The sequence below is a fragment of the Blastococcus sp. SYSU DS0828 genome (assembly GCF_054050975.1).
This window is the reverse complement of record NZ_JBJHAK010000027.1, coordinates 13,910-30,803: the sequence shown is the minus strand read 5'-3', so window position 1 is coordinate 30,803 and position 16,894 is coordinate 13,910. Positions and strand designations below refer to the sequence as shown.

Genomic DNA, 16,894 nt, shown 5'->3' with positions numbered 1-16,894 from the left:
GCTGGGTCGACCGGTCGCGACGGCCGGTGATCGAGGAGCGGGCGCTGTGCCACCCGGCCGCCCCGTGACGTCCCGACGGGGGAGGCGCAGTGACCGATCCGGGAAACCAGGGCAGCGTGCGGCCCGGGGCGGCCCTGCCGCCGCCGCGGACCACCGGCCGGCAGGTCGTCGTGTTCGCCGACGCGCCGGAGGACGACGTCCCCGTCGACTGGGCGCGGGCCGGGGTGCGCGACGTCGCCGACTCCCGGGACTTCGCCGACGGCGACGTGCCGCCGGAGACCCTCCGCGAGGCGGGCGCCACCGTCTTCGCGGCGCTCGGCATCGCCGTCGTCGCCGGCCCCGCCCGGCTGGACGACCTGCAGGCCGCGTCGGCCCGGCGGTTCCTCTCCGTGTCGCCGGAGCTGGTCCACCACGCGCTCCCCGCCGACACCGGCAGCTACGCGCGGGGCTATCGGGACGGGGTGGCCGACCTGGCGGGCCGGCTGCTCGCGGCGGACGAGCGCCCCGCCGGGCCGGCCGCGCGCTTCGAGGACACCGCGCAGGCCACCTGGGGGGTGCAGGCCGTGCGGGCCGACGTCTCCCCGTACTCCGGCCGCGGCATCCGGGTGGCCGTGCTGGACACCGGCTTCGACCTCGCGCACCCCGACTTCGCCGGCCGGGCGGTGATCGCCCGGTCGTTCGTCGCCGGGGAGGACGCCCAGGACCGGCACGGCCACGGCACGCACTGCATCGGCACCGCCTGCGGGCCGGCGACGCCGCCCGCCGGGCCGCGCTACGGCATCGCCCACGCGGCCGAGGTCTTCGCCGGCAAGGTCCTGGGGGACGACGGCAGCGGCACCGACGCGGGCATCCTGGCCGGGATCAACTGGGCGGTGACCAGCCGCTGCCCGGTCGTCTCCATGTCGCTGGGGGCCGATGTCGCGGCTGCCCACCCGCCGTACTCGGCGGCGGGGCGTCGCGCGCTCCAGCGGGGCTCGCTGGTCATCGCGGCAGCGGGCAACAATGCCGACCGGCGGGCGGGTGACCCGGGTTTCGTCGGCGCCCCGGCCAACAGCGTCGAGATCCTGGCCGTCGGAGCGGTGGACCGGTCGCTGGAGACGGCGTACTTCTCCGCGCGCAGCCTGCCCGGCCGCGGCGGGCAGGTGGACGTCGCCGGTCCCGGTGTGGACGTGTACTCGGCCTGGCCCATGCCCGAGCGCTACCGGACGATCAGCGGCACCAGCATGGCCGCGCCGCACGTCGCCGGCGTCGCCGCTCTGTGGGCGGAGGCCACCGGCCGGCGCGGCCTGGAGCTGTGGGCCACCCTGCTGCAGGAGAGCGAACGGCTGCTCCAGCCCTCGGCCGATGCCGGTAGCGGTCTCGCCGTCGCCCCCCGCTGAGTCGCCGCCGCGTACTCTGCGCGCCATGACCCAGGTCAGCGTGACCGTGGACGACGGGCACCTGTCCGCGCTCGACGGCGTGGTGCGTGGGCTGCGGGCGCGCGGCATGCGGGTGGACCAGGTGCTCGACGGGCTCGGGATCATCACCGGCTCCGTGCCGCCCGGCAGCGTCCGGGAGCTCACCGGCGTCGCCGGTGTCGTGTCGGTCGACGAGCGGCTCGTGCACCGGCTGCCGCCACCGGAGGCGCCGGTCCAGTGACGGTCCCGGTGTGCCCACCCGCGGCGCACCGGTCAGCTGACGAACGGCGTCCGGTCCGGGGTCGACCGCCGGCGGTTGGGGTCGCGCACCGCGGCCAGCGAGCGGCGGGTGCGCCGGGTCTCCGCCACGTCGGCGCTGACGGCCGGTGGCGGAGGAGGCGTCTCCAGCAACTGGTCGAGCCCCACCAGGATCACCAGCCGGTGGACGCACGGGCTGGGCAGCACCTCCAGCTGGGCGCCGCGACCGCGCGCCAGGCAGTGTGCGGACAGCAGCACGCGCAGGCCCTCGGCGTCGCAGAAGGTCACTCCGCCCGCGTCGAGCGTCCAGCGGGTGCCGTCCGCGACGGACAGCGTCGCCAGGGCATCGAGGACGTGGTGCGCGTGCTCCCGGTCCAGCTCCCCGTGGACCGTCACCCGGGCCGCGGACGGGTCGACCGACAGGAGGAACGGGCCACCCTCGGGGGCGGGGAGTGCGATGTCGTGCGGACCCATGGGGAACTCCCACCCGGGCCCCCGGTGCCTGGAACGGGGAGCTCCGGGGCGCCGCGGCGCCCGTGACGGCGCTGCTCGGGCCGGAGCTTCGACCCGCCCGGGACGCTACCAGCCCCGGGCTCGGCCGACCCGCGGCGGCGGCGCCCCGGACGGCCGCCGCCGCGGCCGTGGTGGGATGGGTGCGATGAGCGAGAACACGAGCGGTCTGCGCGATGTCCGCCCCGAGGACGCCTTCGACGTCGATGCCGTGCACGCCTGGCTGAGGCCCCGCGTGCCGGTGGTCGAGGGGCGCTCCGCGCCCGCCGTCCGGCAGTTCTCCGGCGGGGCCAGCAACCTCACCTACCTCCTCGACTACGGCGACCTGGAGCTCGTCCTGCGCCGGCCGCCGCACGGGCACAAGGCCGCCTCGGCGCACGACATGGGCCGCGAGGTGCGGGTGCAGCAGCGGCTGCGCCCGCACCTGGACGTCGTCGCCGAGATCCACGCCTTCTGCCAGGACCCGGCGGTGATCGGCAGCGACTTCTACGTGATGGAGCGGCTGCGCGGCGTCGTGCTGGGGCGGAAGCTCCCCGAGGGCGTGGAGATCTCGCCGGAGCAGGCGCGGGTGCTGGGGGAGACCGCCTACGACACCCTGGCCGACCTGCACTCCATCGACGTGGACCAGGCCGGCCTGGCCGACCTGGGAAGGGGCCCCGGCTACGTCCGCCGGCAGGTCGAGGGCTGGTCGCGGCGGTTCCGGGACGCGCTCACCGACGACGTACCGCCGGCCGAGGAGCTGATGGCCTGGCTCGCGGCGCACCAGCCGCAGGACGTGCGGGCCAGTCTGCTGCACGGGGACTGGAAGCTGGACAACCTGGTGCTCGACCTCTCCGGCACGCCGCGCATCACCGGCGTCCTCGACTGGGAGATGGCCACCGTCGGCGACCCCCTCATGGACCTCGGTGCCTCCCTGGCCTACTGGGTGACGGCCGACGACGACGAGGAGTTCGGGCTGGTCGCCACGCAGCCGAGCACCCTGCCCGGGATGCCGACCCGTGAGCGGCTCGTCGAGCGGTACCTGGCCCGGACCGGGCTGCAGCCGGCGAACTGGACCTTCTACGAGGTGTTCGGGCTGTTCCGGCTCGCGGTGATCATCCAGCAGATCTGGGCGCGGTACCGCTCCGGGCACACGACCAACCCGCGCTTCGCGCACTTCGGCATCGCCGCCGCCGTCCTGCTCCAGCGCGCGGAACGGCTGGCCGGATGCCGCTGATCTGCCTCGTCCGCCACGGGCAGGCCTCCTTCGGCGCCGAGGACTACGACGTGCTCAGCGAGCTCGGTCGCGAGCAGGCCGGCTGCGTGGGGGAGGAGCTGCGCCGGCGCGACCTGCGCGACCCGGTGGTCGTCTCCGGCACCCTGCGCCGGCAGCGGGACACCGCGGCGCTGCTGGCAGCGGCGGCCGGCTGGGCAGCCCCCGAGCAGGTCGACCCCCGCCTCGACGAGTACGACCACCTCGACCTGTTGAAGCGCTACCCGGGGGACGTGGGAGCGGTCGGCGACTCGGGGTCGCGGCAGGTGCAGCGGCTGCTCGACAGCGCGCTGCGGTCCTGGATCGCCGCCGGTGACGCCGACGGCTGGCCGGCCTTCTCCAGCGGGGCCCTCGCGGCCGTCGGCGGGCTGGCCGCCGGCCTGCCCCGGGGGCGTGACGCGGTCGTCGTCAGCTCCGCCGGGGTGATCGCCGCTGTGGTGGCCGGCCTGCTGGGCGCCCGGGACGGGGGTGTGGTGGCGCTGAACCGGGCCGCCGTGAACGTCGGGATCACCTCGGTGGTGGCGGGTGGTTCCGGCCTGTCGCTGCTGGCGTTCAACGACCACGCGCACGTCACCGGCGACCGGCGGCACCTGCTCACCTACCGCTGACCGGGCGGGCCGCGCGAGCGACCAGGATGGGGCCGTGCCCGCCCTCCCGCCCGCCGCAGGGCAGCCGTACCCCAAACCGGTGCCCGACGTCGTCGCGCCCGGACTCGACGTGCTCTTCTGCGGGATCAACCCCTCGCTGATGTCGGCGGAGACCGGCCACCACTTCGCCCGGCCGGGCAACCGGTTCTGGCCGGCGATCCACCTCGCCGGGTTCACCCCCCGGCTGCTGCGCCCCGAGGAGGACCGCGAGCTGCTCCGGTGCGGGCTGGGGGTGACCAACGTCGTCGACCGCCCGAGCCGCACCGCCGCGGAGCTGTCGGTCGAGGAGCTGCGAGCCGGCGCGGAGGCGCTGGAGCGGCTGGTGGCCCGCATCCGGCCGCGGGTGCTCGCGGTCCTGGGCATCACGGCGTGGCGGCAGGGCTTCGGCCGGCCCCAGGCGGTCGCCGGCCGTCAGCCCGAGCGCGTGGGCGGCGTCGTGACCTGGGTGGTGCCGAACCCCAGCGGGCTCAACGCCCACGTCCAGCTGCCCGAGCTGGCCCGCGTGTACCGGCAGCTGCGTCCGGACGGGGAGGGTGCGGCCGGCTGACCTGCCGGGTCAGCCCACGACCACGTTCCACGGCCGGATCGACCATGCCGAGACGAGGCCGTGCGCGACGTAGGGGTCCTGCGCCACGAACCGCTCCACCGCCTCGCGCGGCGCCGTCCACACCAGCAGCGCACGGTCGTACGGGTCGGGCAGCGCGCCGGCCAGCAGCAGCTCGCCGCGCTCGTGCGCCGCCTGCGCCAACGCCAGGTGGTCGGCCCGCAGGGCGGTGCGACGTTCCAGGTAGTCCTCGGCGAGCACGTACTCGAGCACCAGATGCACGCCACCACTCTCACACCCGGCGGGCGGCGGTGGTGCCTCGGGTCGGTCAGGATCGAGAATGCCGGTATGGCCCGTCTCCTCGTCGTCCACCACACCCCCTCGCCGGCGCTGCAGGCAGTGCTGGAAGCGGTCCGGGAGGGCGCCGCCCTCGTCGACGACGTCGAGCTGACCCTCCGGCCGGCGCTCTCGGCCGGGGCGGCCGACCTGCTCGCCGCGGACGGGGTGCTGCTGGGCACCCCGGCGAACATCGGTTACATGTCGGGGGCGCTCAAGCACTTCTTCGACACCGTCTACTACCCCTGCCTGGAGGCGACGGCCGGCCTGCCGTTCGGGGTCTACGTGCACGGCAACGACGACACCGCCGGCGCGTTGCGCAGCATCGAGCGGATCACCGGGGCCCTGCGCTGGAAGCAGGTGGCCGCGCCGCTGAGCCTCACCGGCGGGCCCGGCCCGGCGGAGCTGGAGGCCTGCCGGGAGCTCGCGGCGACCGTCGCGGTCGGTCTCTGAGGCGGGGCGGACCGGTGCCCGATCGGCGGACCGTGCTCGCGGCCGGCGTCACGGCGGCCCTTGGCGGTCTGCTGGGGGCCTGCGGGGCCGAGCGGCGGTCCGGGACGGAGGGCCGGGGCGGGCAGGAGGCGGCGCCGGGGAACGGCGCCTCGCTCGGCGCCCGGCCGGCACAACCGCCGGCGGCGCCCGACGAGCCTCCCGGGGCCGGCACCCGCGAGCTGGCCGGCACCGATGGGGCGCTGCTGCACGTGCCCCCCGGCCTGCCCGCGGGGGAGCCGGTGCCGCTGGTCCTCAGCCTGCACGGCGCCGGCGGCGACGCGGCGGCGGGGCTGGACCTGTTGCGCCCGCTCGCCGAGGAGCACGGGCTGGTGCTGCTCGCACCGTCCTCGGAGTCCTCGACGTGGGACGCCGTCGGCGGCGGCTTCGGCCCGGACGTCGAACGCATCGACCGCGCGCTGGAGGAGGTGTTCGCGACCCTGCCGGTCGATCCCGGGCGGATCGCCGTGGCCGGCTTCTCCGACGGTGCCTCCTACGCCCTCGGGCTCGGCCTGGCCAACGGCGGCCTGTTCTCGCACGTGGTCGCCTTCTCGCCGGGCTTCGTGCCGTCCGCGCCGCGCTCGGGGCGCCCGGCGGTGTTCGTGTCCCACGGCGTGGCGGACGAGGTGCTGCCGATCGACCGGACCAGCCGCCGGATCGTCCCCGCGCTGGAGGACGACGGCTACGACGTCACCTACCGGGAGTTCGACGGGCCGCACACCGTGCCGCCCGACGTGGCCCGCGAGGCCGTCGAGTGGCTGGCGGCCGGCTGACCGGTGCCGGTGACCGTCGGGGACGACGCCCGGCACGGTGGCGGGTGAACTGTCCCCGAGCCGGCCGGTGCGGGTTGGTTCCCCGGCCGGACGCCGTCGCCACCGCTGCAGGTGGGGCGGCGACGTCCGGCCGGGGAGGCTGCACGGCGGGGTCGGAACACCTGCGATGCAGCAGCTTCAGGGAGCCGAGGGCTGCGGGCTCACCAGCGCAGGGGGTGGGTCGACCGGGAGTGCGCGGTCCGGCAGGCCCGGCAGTTCCCCCAGGACACGATGCACAGCGGAGTCGTCGGCCCGCCGCACTCGGGGCACTCGACCGCACCCTCGGAGCTGGCGCGTGCCTCGCGGAGCGCGCGGGAGCTCTCCTCGTGGATCGTCTCGTCCCCCCGGCAGGAGCAACCGAGATGGACGTCCTCGCAGCGTGTGGCGATGGGGTTTCCCTCGATGTCGTGGTCGACGGGCGCCTGCGGCGCCCCTCGTCGGAGCCGGTGCGCGGATCGCCCGGCACCGATGCGAAGGGGGCCACGGCGCAGCGCCGCGGCCCCCTCCTCACGCGTCGATCAGAGAGCGCGGACGTTCTCCGCCTGCGGGCCCTTCTGGCCCTGCGTCACGTCGAACTCGACCTGCTGGCCCTCGTCGAGGGACTTGTAGCCGCTACCGGTGATGGCGGAGTAGTGGCAGAAGACGTCGGCGCCGCCGCCGTCCTGGGCGATGAACCCGAAGCCCTTCTCCGCGTTGAACCACTTCACAGTGCCCTGAGCCATGTCGTTCTTCTTCCGTGCTGGGAGGTGACCGCACAGGTACGTACCGGGTGCGGGGCCGCCGCACCGACCGGCAGGACCGAGAGGAACGTCAGGCAGAGACGACCGCGGACGTTCGAGAACGAAAGCAGAGGCGCAACAGCGACCGAGGAGAACACTACTCCTCCTGCGGCTCTCCCGGGAACAGCCGGGTCGGCGGTGCCCCTCCGGTGGGCGACCCGGCCGGCGGACGTCGCGGACCGGTGCGCGAGCATCGTCGGTATGACTCTTCCGGGCCCCCGCGAACCCGGCTGGGTGCACGACGCGATCTGGTGGCACGTCTACCCCCTCGGCTTCGTCGGGGCGGAGCGGGAGACCACACCCGGCCAGCCGCTGCGCCACCGGCTGCGCGGGCTGGTCCCCTGGCTGGACCACGCACTGCAACTGGGCGTCTCGGGCCTGGTCCTGGGACCGGTGTTCGCGGCGGAGACCCACGGCTACGACACCACCGACCACCTGCGCATCGACCCCCGGCTCGGCGACGACGCCGACTTCGACGCCCTGGTCGCGGAGTGCCGGTCCCGCGGCCTGAGAGTGCTGCTGGACGGCGTCTTCAACCACGTGGGCCGGGGGCACCCGGCGTTCCAGCGGGTGCTGGCGGAGGGTCCGGCCGCGGCCACAGCGGGGTGGTTCCGGCTGCGCTGGCCCGGCGGCCCGGAGGTGTGGACGCCGGGCACGGAGCCCGACCACGACGACTTCGAGGGCCACCGCCACCTGGTCGCGCTCGACCACGGGTCGCCGGCCGTTGCCGACCACGTCACCGAGGTGATGTCGCACTGGCTGGACCGCGGCGCCGACGGCTGGCGGCTGGACGCGGCGTACGCCGTCCCGACGTCGTTCTGGGCGGAGGTGGCCGGGCGGGTGCGCTCCCGGCATCCCGGGGCCTACCTCATGGGTGAGGTCATCCACGGCGACTACCGCCGGTTCGTCGACGAGTCGACCCTCGACTCGGTGACCCAGTACGAGCTGTGGAAGGCGATCTGGAGCGCGCTGAACGACCGCAACTTCTTCGAGCTGGATGCGGCGCTGGACCGGCACGGCGGCTTCCTCGAGGGTTTCGTGCCCTACACCTTCGTCGGCAACCACGACGTCACGCGCATCGCCAGCCGGCTGCGCGACGACCGCCACCTCGCGCACGCCCTGGTCGTGCTGCTCACCACCGGGGGGACGCCCTCGGTCTACGCCGGCGACGAGCACGCCTTCCGCGGTGTCAAGGAGGACCGGGCCGGCGGCGACGACGCCGTCCGGCCGCCGTTCCCGGGCTCGCCGGCCGAGCTCTCACCGGTCGGCCTGCCCGTCTACCACCTGCACCAGGAGCTCATCGGCGTGCGCCGCCGGCACCGCTGGCTGCACGCTGCCCGTACGCGGACGCTGCACCTGACCAACGAGACGGTCGTCTACGAGGCGGTGGCGGGCAGCGAGCGGCTCGTCGTGGCCCTCTCGGTCGCCGACGGCCCGGCCGAGCTGCCGGCGCCGCGGGCGGGCGCGGTGCTGTCGGGGGCGGCCGACGTCTCCGCACCCGGCTCCGACGGAGCCCGGGTGCGGGTGCCGGCGCACGGGTGGGCGGTGCTGGCCGGCTGACGCCGGCTCAGCGGCTGGTCGCCAGGTCCTTCACCGCCTTCACCACGTACAGCGAGGCGAGGGCCAGGAAGACCGCGCCGACCGCTGCCCGCACCTGGTCCTCGGTGACCGACGTCCGCTGGGCCACCGGCCCGGCCACGGTGTCGGCCACGCGCGCCCGCCAGCCCTTGAGGCCGGCCTTGCCGAAGGTGATCGCATCCATGGCCGGGATCCCTACCCCGCGCACGCCCGGATAGCCACCACCGGCACCACCGGACGAGGCCGAGGCCACGTGCAGGGACACGGGCAGGTGGGCAGTGACCGTTCATGGAGCTACCCATCGGAGCGGCGCGCACGGTGCAGGTCGGCGATCACCGGCTGGGGGTCTGGGAAGCCGGGAGCTCGGGGCCGGCGGTGCTGCTGGTCCACGGCATCCCCACCAACTCCCGGCTGTGGTGGGACGTCGTCCCGGAGGTGTCCGCCTCGGCCCGGGTGCTGGCCGTCGACATGCTCGGCTATGGCGACTCCGACCCCTCCGGCGACCACCCGGTCGACCTCGCGGCCCAGGCGGCGCGGCTGCTGCGGCTGCTGGACACCCTCGGCGTGGACCGGGCGGTGGTCGTCGGCCACGACCTGGGCGGTGGCGTGGCGCAGATCCTGGCGACCACCGCCACCGACCGGGTCGCCGGGCTCGGTGTGGTCAACGGCGTCTGCTACGACGGGTGGCCGGTTCCCCTGGTGCGGGCGATGAAGGGCACCTGGCCCGCCCTCCAGCTCCTCCCGCCGCCGCTGCTCGCGAGCGCGCTGCGCCCGGCGCTGCGCTCGCTCTTCGTCCACCAGCAGCGGGCCACGCCGTTCATCGACCGCTTCGTCGCGCCGTGGGCCCGCCCGGGCGGCCCGGCGCAGCTCGCACGCCACCTGCGGTCGCTGGACTCGGTGTACACCCAGACGGTGGCCCCGTTCCTGCCCCGGCTGGAGATGCCCGCCGAGGTGGTGTGGGGCCGCCAGGACCACCAGATGAAGTCGCGGTACGGGCAGCGGCTCGCCGACGACATCCCCGGCGCGCGCCTCACCTGGGTGGACGACGCCAGCCACTTCGTGCCCGCGGACCGGCCGGACGTCGTGGCCGAGGCGGTGCTCCGCCTGGTCCAGCAGGCCTGAACGTGCTCGCCGACGTGTCCGGCCGCCCGGGGTCGGGTAGGCCTTCCGTCATGACATCACCGCTGGTCAGGCCACGTTCGCAGAAGATGATCGCCGGGGTCTGCGCGGCCCTGGCCAACCGGTTCGGCGTCTCCACCGGACTGGTCCGGATCGCCTTCGTGCTCTTCGGGCTCTTCGGGGTCGGCGAGATCGTCTACATCGGGCTCTGGATCATGATCCCGAAGCAGCGCTGACGCGCCGCGACGGCTGTGATTGGCTGACGGCCGTTCCGCACGCCTGCGAAGGGACCGCCATGCCGATCCTCCCGAGCCTCGCCGAGGCGCTGGTCAGCGCGCGGGTCGAGGTCGTCGACCTCACCGCGCCCCTGTCGGCGGAGACGCCGGTCATCCAGCTGCCCGAGCAGTTCGCCCAGACGGCGAGGTTCGAGCTGGAGGAGCTGAGCCGGTACGACGACCGGGGCCCGGCCTGGTACTGGAACAACTTCCGCACCGGTGAGCACACCGGCACGCATTTCGACGCGCCCAACCACTGGGTCACCGGGCGGGACGGCGACGACGTCGCCTCGGTGCCCGCCCGCCGGCTGATCGCCCCGGCGGTGGTCCTCGACTTCTCCGCGCAGGCGGCCGAGGACCCGGACTTCCTGCTCGAGGTCGAGCACGTGCGCGCGTGGGAGGCCGAGCACGGGCCGCTGCCCGAGGGCGGCTGGCTGCTCTACCGCACCGGCTGGGACGCCCGGTCGGCCTCCCAGCAGGAGTTCCTCAACGCCGACGACACCGGCCCGCACACCCCCGGCCTGTCCGTGGAGTGCGCGCGCTGGCTGGCCGAGGAGTCGCCGGTGCTGGGGCTGGGTGTGGAGACCGTGGGCACCGACGCCGGCGCCGCGCACTCCTTCGACCCGCCGTTCCCCTGCCACGCGGCGCTGATGGGCAGCGGGAAGTACGGGCTCACCCAGCTGCAGAACCTCGCGCTGCTGCCGCCCACCGGCGCCCTGCTCGTGGTGGCCCCCCTGCCGATCGTCTCCGGCTCCGGCTCGCCGTCGCGGGTGCTGGCGCTGGTCGAGCGGGGATGACCCGGGTTCCCGGGCGCACGGTCGCGGCGGCCGTCGGGGAGACGCTCGTCGCGCGCGGGGTCGACACGGTCTTCGGCGTCGTCGGCTCGGGCAACTTCGTGGCGACCAACGCGATGGTCACCGCCGGGGCCCGGTACGTGGCCGCCCGGCACGAGGGCGGCGCGGCGACGATGGCCGACGCGTACGCCCGCACCACCGGCCGGCCGGCGGTGCTCAGCCTGCATCAGGGCTGCGGGCTCACCAACGCGCTCACCGGCATCACCGAGGCCGCGAAGAGCCGGACCCCGCTGGTGGTGCTCACCGCCGAGGCCACCTCGCCGCGGTCGAACTTCTTCGTCGACCAGTTCGCCCTGGCCACGGCCGTCGGAGCGGCGCCGATGCGGGTGACCTCGGCGGCGGACGCGGTGGCGTGCGCCGCGGCCGCGGTGGATGCCGCCCGGCTGGAGCGGCGCACGGTCGTGCTCAACCTCCCGCTGGACGTCCAGTCCCTCGCGGCGGAGGAGGGCGAGGCGCCGCCGGCACCGCACCGGCCGCCCGCGGTGCCCGCCGACGCCGAGGTGGTCCGCCTGGCGGAGGCGCTGCGGGCGGCGCGGCGGCCGGTGTTCGTGGCCGGCCGGGGCGCGCGGGGTGCCCGCGCGGCGCTGGAGGCCCTCGCCGAGCGCTGCGGCGCGCTGCTGGCCACCTCTGCGGTGGCCCGGGGCCTGTTCCGGGGCAACGCGTGGGACCTGGACGTCTCCGGCGGGTTCGCGACCCCGCTGGCCGCCGAGCTGATCTCCGGCGCCGACCTGGTCATCGGCTGGGGGTGCCAGCTCAACATGTGGACGATGCGGCACGGCCGGCTCATCGCCGACGACGCGACCGTCGTCCAGGTCGACCTCGACGCCGACGCGATCGGGGTCCAGCGGGCGGTCGCCCTCGGCGTGGTCGGCGACGTGCGCGCCGTCGCCGAGGCCGCCGCGGCCGCCGCGGCCCGGCTGGGGGAGCCGGTCGCCGTCGGCTACCGGACGCCGGAGGTGCGCGCGGCGCTGGCCGCCCGCGGCCGCTGGCGGGACGAGCCGTACGGCGACGGCGGGAACGGCGGGCGGATCGACCCGCGCGCGCTCACCGTCGCGCTGGACGACCTGCTGCCCACCGAGCGCGTGGTCGCCGTCGACTCGGGCAACTTCATGGGCTACCCGAGCATGTTCCTCGACGTCCCCGACGAGCAGGGCTTCTGCTTCACGCAGGCGTTCCAGTCCGTCGGCCTGGGCCTGGCGACGGCGATCGGCGCGGCGCTGGCCCGGCCCGACCGGCTGCCCGTGGCGGCGCTCGGCGACGGCGGCGCGCTCATGGGGGCCGCCGAGCTGGAGACCGTCGTCCGGCTGGGCCTGCCGATGGTGGTGGTGGTCTACGACGACGCCGGCTACGGCGCCGAGGTGCACCACTTCGGCCCGCACGGGCACCCGCTGGACACCGTCCGCTTCCCGGAGACCGACTTCGCCGCGATCGCCCGCGGGCACGGCTACGCGGCGCTCACCGTGCGGCGGACCGCCGACCTCGAGGGGGTCGCCACCTGGCTGGCCGGCCCCCGGACGGCGCCGCTGCTCGTCGACGCCAAGGTGACCCGCGAGCAGCCGTCGTGGTGGCTGGAGGAGGCGTTCCGCGGCCACTGAGGCACGATCCGGCTACCAGGCGGTGGTGGCCTGCAGCACGGCCTCGGTGAGGGCGCGGGTGCGCAGCTCCGTCACCCGCTGGTACTCGGGGTCGGCCACCATCTTGCTGAACGCCTCGCGCGAGGGGTAGCGGACCAGCAGCACCGCGTCCCAGGACTGCCCGTCCTCGGCCACCAGCGAGGTCGAGCCGTCGCCGGCGTAGAGCACCTCGCCGCCGTAGCGGGGGAGGAAGGTGCTGTTCAGCGCATCGGCGTACTGCGCGTAGAGCTCCCGGCCGCCCTCGGCGAACCGGAGCAGGTTGAGCATCACGACGGGACCGCCGGGGTCCTCCTGCAGATAGCGCTTCAGGTCCGTCCCGCGGGGGTCGATCGCCATGCCTGCAAGCTAGCAAGCGCGGCCGGTGGCCGGTGGCCGGTGGCCGGCCGCCGCGGTCACGGCCAGCCCTGCTCGTGCAGCGGCGTCACCGTGACCTGGTTGAGCACCAGGTGGTCCGGGGCGCTGACCACCCACGCGACGAGGTCGGCGACGTGACCGGCCGGCAGAGCTTCGGTGGCCGGCTTCTCCGCGCCCTCGCGGCCGGTCGTGCGGCGGTCCGCCGGATCCCACGCGCCCCAGGACGTCGCCATCGCGCCGGGGTAGAGCACGCACGCCCGGATGCCGTGCTCCCGCCCCTCGGCGGCCAGCGACTGCGTCAAGCCGGTCAGGGCGAACTTCGAGGAGCAGTAGGCAGCCGCGTTCGCCCACCCGCGCAGCCCTGCGACCGACGAGATGTTCACGATCGTGCCCCCGCCGGCAGCACGCAGGTGCGGGAAGACGGCCTTGCTCAGCACGAAGGGGGCGCGCAGGTTGACCGCGAGGACACGGTCCCACTCTTCGACCGTCGTCTGCTCGACGGTCCCGGGGACGTCGGTGCCGGCGGCGTTGACCAGGACGTCCACCGATCCCCAGGCCGCGACGACCTCGTCGACGGCGGTCTGGGTCTCCGCCGCGTCGGCGAGGTCCACCGCACGACTCAGAGCCGTCCCACCCGCTCGCTCCACGTCGCGCTCGACGGCGGAGAGGTCACCGGCGTCGCGCGCGAGGAGGGCCACGCGGTACCCGTCCTTCGCCAGCCGGAGCGCCACCGCCCGCCCCAGCCCGCTGCTCGCCCCGGTGACCATCGCCACCCGCTGTCGTGCCGTTTCCGTGCCGGCCACCTGGCCTCCTGGATCCGCTGGGCGCCCGGGCGCACCAGCACGGCTGGGACGCGGGCGCACGAATGTCTCGGCTCAGCGCCGTCCGGCGGGATCGAGCAGCCGGTCGAAGACCGCCCCGGTGGCCTGCGCCTGGACGTACTTGTCCACCACGTCCACCACCAGGTCACGCCTCGACCACCGCGTGGGGTGGTAAAGCCCCAGGGCGGAGTTGAGCAGCACGTCACCGGGGTAGACGGCCGCGAAGACGGCGTGCACCGCTTGCTGGCCACGGGCTCCCCGGAGCGCGGCGACGCCGTAGGCGGCACCCCACATCGCTCCCAGCGAGAAGTGCGTGACCCAGTTCAGCCGCCGACGCCCCTGCGCGGTCTCCGGGTCGACGGGCAGCACCTTCTGGGCGAAGTCGGCCGGCGCGTAGCTCTCGCCCCGCCGGGTCAACGGCATCTCGACGAACTCCTGGAAGGCCGTCATGACGACGGTGCCGCCGATGCCGGCGAGCACCCCCCGTCCCATCAGGCTGGCGGTCGACGGCTCCCTCGACGTTGGCATCCGTGACGGCTACCCGCGGAGATCACGGCCACACCTCCGCACGGGGTTCGGGGTGCGCACCGACATCCCATGGGGTCCGCCGCGCCACCGACAGCCGGGCGGTGCGCCGGGTCCAGCCTCGCGCGCGGGCGCGCGAGGCGGCCCGGACGGTGGGGATCCGCCCGGCCCGGGTAGGGGCGCAGGCATGCAGAGCGCACCCCAGCTCCGGGAGAGCAGCATCCGGCTCCGTGACGGCCGCACGCTCGCGTACGCCGAGTACGGCGACCCCGCGGGACGGCCGGTGCTGGGCTGCCACGGGTCGCCCAGCTCCCGGCTGGAGCGGCACGTCGAGGACCCGGAGGACTACCGGCGGTGGGGCGTCCGGTTCGTCGTCCCCGACCGTCCCGGCTTCGGGCGCTCGGACCCGCACCCCGGCCGCCGGGTCGCCGACTGGCCCGACGACGTCGCCCAGCTGCTGGACCACCTCGGCATCGAGCGGTGCGCGGTGCTCAGCCTCTCCGGCGGCGCCGCCTACGCGCTTGCCTGCGCGCACGCGCTGGGGGACCGCGTGTCGACCGTCGGAATCCTCGGCGGCGCACCCCCGCCGGACGTGCCATGGCCCTGGCCGCGCTGGATCCCCCGGCAGCTGCGGGCGGCCGTGCACCGTCCGGCCCGGCTGGCGGCCGTGCTGCGCCCGGTGCTCGCCCCGGTCGGGCTACGACCGCGGACGATCCCGCGCTACCTGCAGCTGCGGCTCAACGCGGCCGACCGGCGGGTGCTCGGGCGCCCGGCCGTCCGGCGCATCCTCGCCGACACCTTCGCCGAGGGCCTGCGCAACGGCAGCGCGGTGCTGGCCGAGGACCGGGCCCTGCTGTTCCGGCCGTGGGGGTTCCCGCTGTCGGCCGTCCGCCAGCAGGTGCACCTGTGGCACGGCACGCAGGACTGGCAGGTCCCCGTCGTCCTCGGTCAGGTGCTCAGCGCGATGCTGCCCCGCTGCTCGGCACACTGGCTGCCCGGGGAGGGGCACTTCTTCGTCTTCGACCGGGCCGAGGAGGTCTACGACGCGCTCCGGCCGTGAGCGGCCGGGCTCAGGCCAGCTGGGCGGCCACCAGCGGCTCGAGGGTCACCCGCGGGTGCCGCTGCTGCAGCATCCGCAGCGCCCACTTGTCGGGGAACAGCGCCAGCAGCTCGCCGCTGGTCCGCCGTACCACCTCGACGCCGCCGGAGGAGGCGATCAGCGGAAGGGACTCCTCGTCGGTTCGCATGGCCAGGCTGTAGGGCAGCCGGTCCAGGGCGACGGGGGCGTGGAACTCGTGCTCCATGCGGTGGGTGGCGACCTCGAACTGCATCGGCCCGACGACGGCCAGGACCGGGGATCCGTCGCCGCGGCGGTCCGAGCGCAGCACCTGGACGACGCCCTCGGAGTCCAGCTGCTCGATGCCCTTGCGGAACTGCTTGTGCTTGGCGGTGTCCTGGCTGCGGACGACGGCGAAGTGCTCCGGGGCGAAGGTGGTCAGCGGCGGGAAGGTGACGGGCCGCTCCACGTACAGGCTGTCGCCGACGCCCAGGGCCGAGGCGTTGACCAGCCCGACGACGTCGCCGGGGTAGGCGGTCTCGATGCTCTCCCGCTCCCGGCCGAACACGTGCTGGGCGTACTTGGTGGTGAACGGGCGCCCGGTGCGGCCGTGGGTGACGACCATGCCGCGTTCGAACACCCCGCTGCAGACGCGGATGTAGGCGAGCCGGTCGCGGTGCGCGGCGTCCATGCCCGACTGCACCTTGAAGACGAAGGCGCTGAACGGCTCGTCCAGGCCGCGGACCACGCCCTCGGCGTCGGGCCGGCCCGACGGCGCGGGGGCGAGGTCGACCAGCGTGTCCAGCAGCGCACCGACGCCGAAGTTGGAGACCGCGGAGGCGAACAGCACCGGCGTGGTGACGCCGGAGAGGAACGAGTCCTGGTCGTGCTCGGCGCCGGTGGCCTCGAGCAGCTCGGCCTCCTCCTGCGCCTGCTGCCAGACGTCGCCCTCCTGGGCCGCGGCGTCGGCGGCGCTCAGCAGCTCCTCGGGCGCGATCGTCGCGCCGCCGGCGGTACGGGTGAAGCGGCGGAAGGTGCCGTCCCCGCGGTCGAGCACGCCGCGGAAGTCACCGGCGATGCCGACCGGCCAGGTGAGCGGCGTGGGGCTGAGTCCGGTCCGCTCGGCGATCTCGTCCATGAGCTCGAGGGCGTCCTTGCCGGGGCGGTCCCACTTGTTGACCACGGTGACGATCGGGATGCCGCGGTGCTTGCAGACGGCGAAGAGCTTCATCGTCTGGGTCTCGAGACCCTTCGCGGCGTCGATGAGCATGACCGCGGCGTCGACGGCGGTGAGCACCCGGTAGGTGTCCTCGGAGAAGTCGGCGTGCCCGGGCGTGTCGAGCAGGTTGATCACCGCGTCGCGGTACTCGAACTGCAGGGCCGCCGACGTGATGGAGATGCCGCGCGCCTTCTCCATGTCCATCCAGTCCGATACCGTGCCGCGGCGGCCGGCCTTGCCGTGCACCGCACCGGCCTGGCCGATGACGCGGGCGTGCAGGGCGAGGGCCTCGGTGAGCGTGGACTTGCCGGCGTCGGGGTGGCTGATCACGGCGAACGTGCGCCGGCGGGTGGCCTCGGCGAGGGCCGACTGTGCGGCCCGGCCGGCCTCGTGTCGTTCGGCTGCGTCGGTGACGGCGGCCACGGTGGCACTCT

21 protein-coding genes are annotated in these 16,894 nt (G+C 75.2%); 13 read left to right on the top strand and 8 right to left on the bottom strand.

Annotated features, from left to right (window positions below):
* Positions 1–89 precede the first annotated feature (89 nt).
* Both ACI79Q_RS17995 and ACI79Q_RS17990 read left to right on the top strand, forming a co-directional pair.
* The gene (locus ACI79Q_RS17995) at positions 90–1,379 is read left to right on the top strand and encodes a S8 family serine peptidase (RefSeq protein ID WP_456615126.1); all 1,290 of its coding nucleotides are present in this window, start codon (positions 90–92) and stop codon (positions 1,377–1,379) included.
* 25 nt (positions 1,380–1,404) lie between these two features.
* Positions 1,405–1,638, top strand: a complete 234-nt coding sequence (locus ACI79Q_RS17990; protein WP_456589742.1) for a hypothetical protein — start codon at positions 1,405–1,407, stop codon at positions 1,636–1,638.
* 32 nt (positions 1,639–1,670) lie between these two features.
* On the opposite strand, the gene ACI79Q_RS17985 is transcribed toward ACI79Q_RS17990, so the two are convergent.
* Positions 1,671–2,129 (bottom strand): STAS domain-containing protein, encoded by a 459-nt coding sequence (locus ACI79Q_RS17985; RefSeq protein WP_456589741.1) that lies wholly within the window; start codon positions 2,127–2,129, stop codon positions 1,671–1,673.
* A 184-nt stretch (positions 2,130–2,313) separates the two neighbouring features.
* Here ACI79Q_RS17985 and ACI79Q_RS17980 point away from each other — a divergent pair, with 184 nt between their 5' ends.
* The 3 genes from ACI79Q_RS17980 to mug are packed head-to-tail and all read left to right on the top strand — an operon-like array spanning position 2,314 to position 4,611.
* Positions 2,314–3,381, top strand: coding sequence for a phosphotransferase family protein (locus tag ACI79Q_RS17980; RefSeq protein WP_456589740.1), 1,068 nt, complete (start codon positions 2,314–2,316; stop codon positions 3,379–3,381).
* Positions 3,372–4,025, top strand: coding sequence for a histidine phosphatase family protein (locus tag ACI79Q_RS17975; protein WP_456600358.1), 654 nt, complete (start codon positions 3,372–3,374; stop codon positions 4,023–4,025). Before ACI79Q_RS17980 ends, ACI79Q_RS17975 begins: the two co-directional genes overlap by 10 nt.
* Positions 4,026–4,059: 34 nt before the next feature.
* Positions 4,060–4,611: a G/U mismatch-specific DNA glycosylase gene (mug, locus tag ACI79Q_RS17970; protein WP_456615125.1), complete on the top strand. Its 552-nt coding sequence runs from the start codon at positions 4,060–4,062 to the stop codon at positions 4,609–4,611.
* A 9-nt stretch (positions 4,612–4,620) separates the two neighbouring features.
* On the opposite strand, the gene ACI79Q_RS17965 is transcribed toward mug, so the two are convergent.
* Positions 4,621–4,890 (bottom strand): YciI-like protein, encoded by a 270-nt coding sequence (locus ACI79Q_RS17965; protein ID WP_456589737.1) that lies wholly within the window; start codon positions 4,888–4,890, stop codon positions 4,621–4,623.
* Between the two features lie 66 nt (positions 4,891–4,956).
* Between ACI79Q_RS17965 and ACI79Q_RS17960 the strand changes: the two genes are divergently transcribed.
* Positions 4,957–5,397, top strand: coding sequence for an NAD(P)H-dependent oxidoreductase (locus tag ACI79Q_RS17960; RefSeq protein ID WP_456613718.1), 441 nt, complete (start codon positions 4,957–4,959; stop codon positions 5,395–5,397).
* Between the two features lie 14 nt (positions 5,398–5,411).
* Positions 5,412–6,206 (top strand): alpha/beta hydrolase, encoded by a 795-nt coding sequence (locus tag ACI79Q_RS17955; protein ID WP_456613717.1) that lies wholly within the window; start codon positions 5,412–5,414, stop codon positions 6,204–6,206.
* Positions 6,207–6,763: 557 nt separating this feature from the next.
* On the opposite strand, the gene ACI79Q_RS17950 is transcribed toward ACI79Q_RS17955, so the two are convergent.
* A complete protein-coding gene (locus tag ACI79Q_RS17950) occupies positions 6,764–6,967 on the bottom strand; it encodes a cold-shock protein (RefSeq protein WP_236826100.1) in 204 nt (67 codons plus the stop codon).
* 258 nt (positions 6,968–7,225) lie between these two features.
* On the opposite strand from ACI79Q_RS17950, the gene ACI79Q_RS17945 reads away from it, so the two are divergent.
* Positions 7,226–8,584 carry an alpha-amylase family protein gene (locus ACI79Q_RS17945; RefSeq protein WP_456589734.1) on the top strand — a complete coding sequence of 453 codons (1,359 nt, stop codon included), beginning with the start codon at positions 7,226–7,228 and terminating at the stop codon, positions 8,582–8,584.
* A gap of 7 nt (positions 8,585–8,591) precedes the next feature.
* Here ACI79Q_RS17945 and ACI79Q_RS17940 read toward each other — a convergent pair whose 3' ends face one another.
* Positions 8,592–8,786, bottom strand: coding sequence for a hypothetical protein (locus tag ACI79Q_RS17940; protein ID WP_456600355.1), 195 nt, complete (start codon positions 8,784–8,786; stop codon positions 8,592–8,594).
* A 104-nt stretch (positions 8,787–8,890) separates the two neighbouring features.
* Here ACI79Q_RS17940 and ACI79Q_RS17935 point away from each other — a divergent pair, with 104 nt between their 5' ends.
* From ACI79Q_RS17935 to ACI79Q_RS17920, 4 genes are read left to right on the top strand one after another with little or no spacing between them, the layout of a single operon-like run.
* Complete coding sequence (locus tag ACI79Q_RS17935) at positions 8,891–9,724, top strand: alpha/beta fold hydrolase (RefSeq protein WP_456600354.1); 834 nt, start codon at positions 8,891–8,893, stop codon at positions 9,722–9,724.
* Positions 9,725–9,774: 50 nt separating this feature from the next.
* Positions 9,775–9,957, top strand: a complete 183-nt coding sequence (locus tag ACI79Q_RS17930) for a PspC domain-containing protein (protein ID WP_456589731.1) — start codon at positions 9,775–9,777, stop codon at positions 9,955–9,957.
* Between the two features lie 59 nt (positions 9,958–10,016).
* The gene (locus tag ACI79Q_RS17925) at positions 10,017–10,793 is read left to right on the top strand and encodes a cyclase family protein (protein ID WP_456615124.1); all 777 of its coding nucleotides are present in this window, start codon (positions 10,017–10,019) and stop codon (positions 10,791–10,793) included.
* Complete coding sequence (locus tag ACI79Q_RS17920; protein WP_456615123.1) at positions 10,790–12,445, top strand: thiamine pyrophosphate-binding protein; 1,656 nt, start codon at positions 10,790–10,792, stop codon at positions 12,443–12,445. Before ACI79Q_RS17925 ends, ACI79Q_RS17920 begins: the two co-directional genes overlap by 4 nt.
* 12 nt (positions 12,446–12,457) lie before the next feature.
* Here the strand turns inward: ACI79Q_RS17920 and ACI79Q_RS17915 are convergent, their stop codons facing one another.
* From ACI79Q_RS17915 to ACI79Q_RS17905, 3 genes are all read right to left on the bottom strand, one after another.
* Entirely contained in the window at positions 12,458–12,820 is a 363-nt protein-coding gene (locus tag ACI79Q_RS17915; RefSeq protein WP_456589728.1) for a DUF1330 domain-containing protein, read from the bottom strand.
* 56 nt (positions 12,821–12,876) lie between these two features.
* The gene (locus ACI79Q_RS17910; protein WP_456589727.1) at positions 12,877–13,641 is read right to left on the bottom strand and encodes an SDR family oxidoreductase; all 765 of its coding nucleotides are present in this window, start codon (positions 13,639–13,641) and stop codon (positions 12,877–12,879) included.
* A gap of 72 nt (positions 13,642–13,713) precedes the next feature.
* On the bottom strand, positions 13,714–14,187 hold the full coding sequence (locus tag ACI79Q_RS17905) for a hypothetical protein (protein WP_456615122.1): 474 nt from the start codon (positions 14,185–14,187) through the stop codon (positions 13,714–13,716).
* A 184-nt stretch (positions 14,188–14,371) separates the two neighbouring features.
* On the opposite strand from ACI79Q_RS17905, the gene ACI79Q_RS17900 reads away from it, so the two are divergent.
* Positions 14,372–15,244, top strand: a complete 873-nt coding sequence (locus tag ACI79Q_RS17900; RefSeq protein WP_456589725.1) for an alpha/beta fold hydrolase — start codon at positions 14,372–14,374, stop codon at positions 15,242–15,244.
* 10 nt (positions 15,245–15,254) lie between these two features.
* On the opposite strand, the gene ACI79Q_RS17895 is transcribed toward ACI79Q_RS17900, so the two are convergent.
* The gene (locus tag ACI79Q_RS17895) at positions 15,255–16,883 is read right to left on the bottom strand and encodes a peptide chain release factor 3 (RefSeq protein ID WP_456600349.1); all 1,629 of its coding nucleotides are present in this window, start codon (positions 16,881–16,883) and stop codon (positions 15,255–15,257) included.
* Positions 16,884–16,894 lie beyond the last annotated feature (11 nt).

Bases quoted from the DNA above. Each gene is read 5' to 3' on its own strand.
- ACI79Q_RS17990 (WP_456589742.1), top strand. From the start codon at position 1,405: ATGACCCAGGTCAGCGTGACCGTGGACGACGGGCACCTGTCCGCGCTC.
- ACI79Q_RS17985 (WP_456589741.1), bottom strand. From the start codon at position 2,129: ATGGGTCCGCACGACATCGCACTCCCCGCCCCCGAGGGTGGCCCGTTC.
- ACI79Q_RS17980 (WP_456589740.1), top strand. From the start codon at position 2,314: ATGAGCGAGAACACGAGCGGTCTGCGCGATGTCCGCCCCGAGGACGCC.
- ACI79Q_RS17975 (WP_456600358.1), top strand. From the start codon at position 3,372: ATGCCGCTGATCTGCCTCGTCCGCCACGGGCAGGCCTCCTTCGGCGCC.
- ACI79Q_RS17960 (WP_456613718.1), top strand. From the start codon at position 4,957: ATGGCCCGTCTCCTCGTCGTCCACCACACCCCCTCGCCGGCGCTGCAG.
- ACI79Q_RS17950 (WP_236826100.1), bottom strand. From the start codon at position 6,967: ATGGCTCAGGGCACTGTGAAGTGGTTCAACGCGGAGAAGGGCTTCGGG.
- ACI79Q_RS17945 (WP_456589734.1), top strand. From the start codon at position 7,226: ATGACTCTTCCGGGCCCCCGCGAACCCGGCTGGGTGCACGACGCGATC.
- ACI79Q_RS17940 (WP_456600355.1), bottom strand. From the start codon at position 8,786: ATGGATGCGATCACCTTCGGCAAGGCCGGCCTCAAGGGCTGGCGGGCG.
- ACI79Q_RS17935 (WP_456600354.1), top strand. From the start codon at position 8,891: ATGGAGCTACCCATCGGAGCGGCGCGCACGGTGCAGGTCGGCGATCAC.
- ACI79Q_RS17930 (WP_456589731.1), top strand. From the start codon at position 9,775: ATGACATCACCGCTGGTCAGGCCACGTTCGCAGAAGATGATCGCCGGG.
- ACI79Q_RS17925 (WP_456615124.1), top strand. From the start codon at position 10,017: ATGCCGATCCTCCCGAGCCTCGCCGAGGCGCTGGTCAGCGCGCGGGTC.
- ACI79Q_RS17920 (WP_456615123.1), top strand. From the start codon at position 10,790: ATGACCCGGGTTCCCGGGCGCACGGTCGCGGCGGCCGTCGGGGAGACG.
- ACI79Q_RS17915 (WP_456589728.1), bottom strand. From the start codon at position 12,820: ATGGCGATCGACCCCCGCGGGACGGACCTGAAGCGCTATCTGCAGGAG.
- ACI79Q_RS17905 (WP_456615122.1), bottom strand. From the start codon at position 14,187: ATGCCAACGTCGAGGGAGCCGTCGACCGCCAGCCTGATGGGACGGGGG.
- ACI79Q_RS17900 (WP_456589725.1), top strand. From the start codon at position 14,372: ATGCAGAGCGCACCCCAGCTCCGGGAGAGCAGCATCCGGCTCCGTGAC.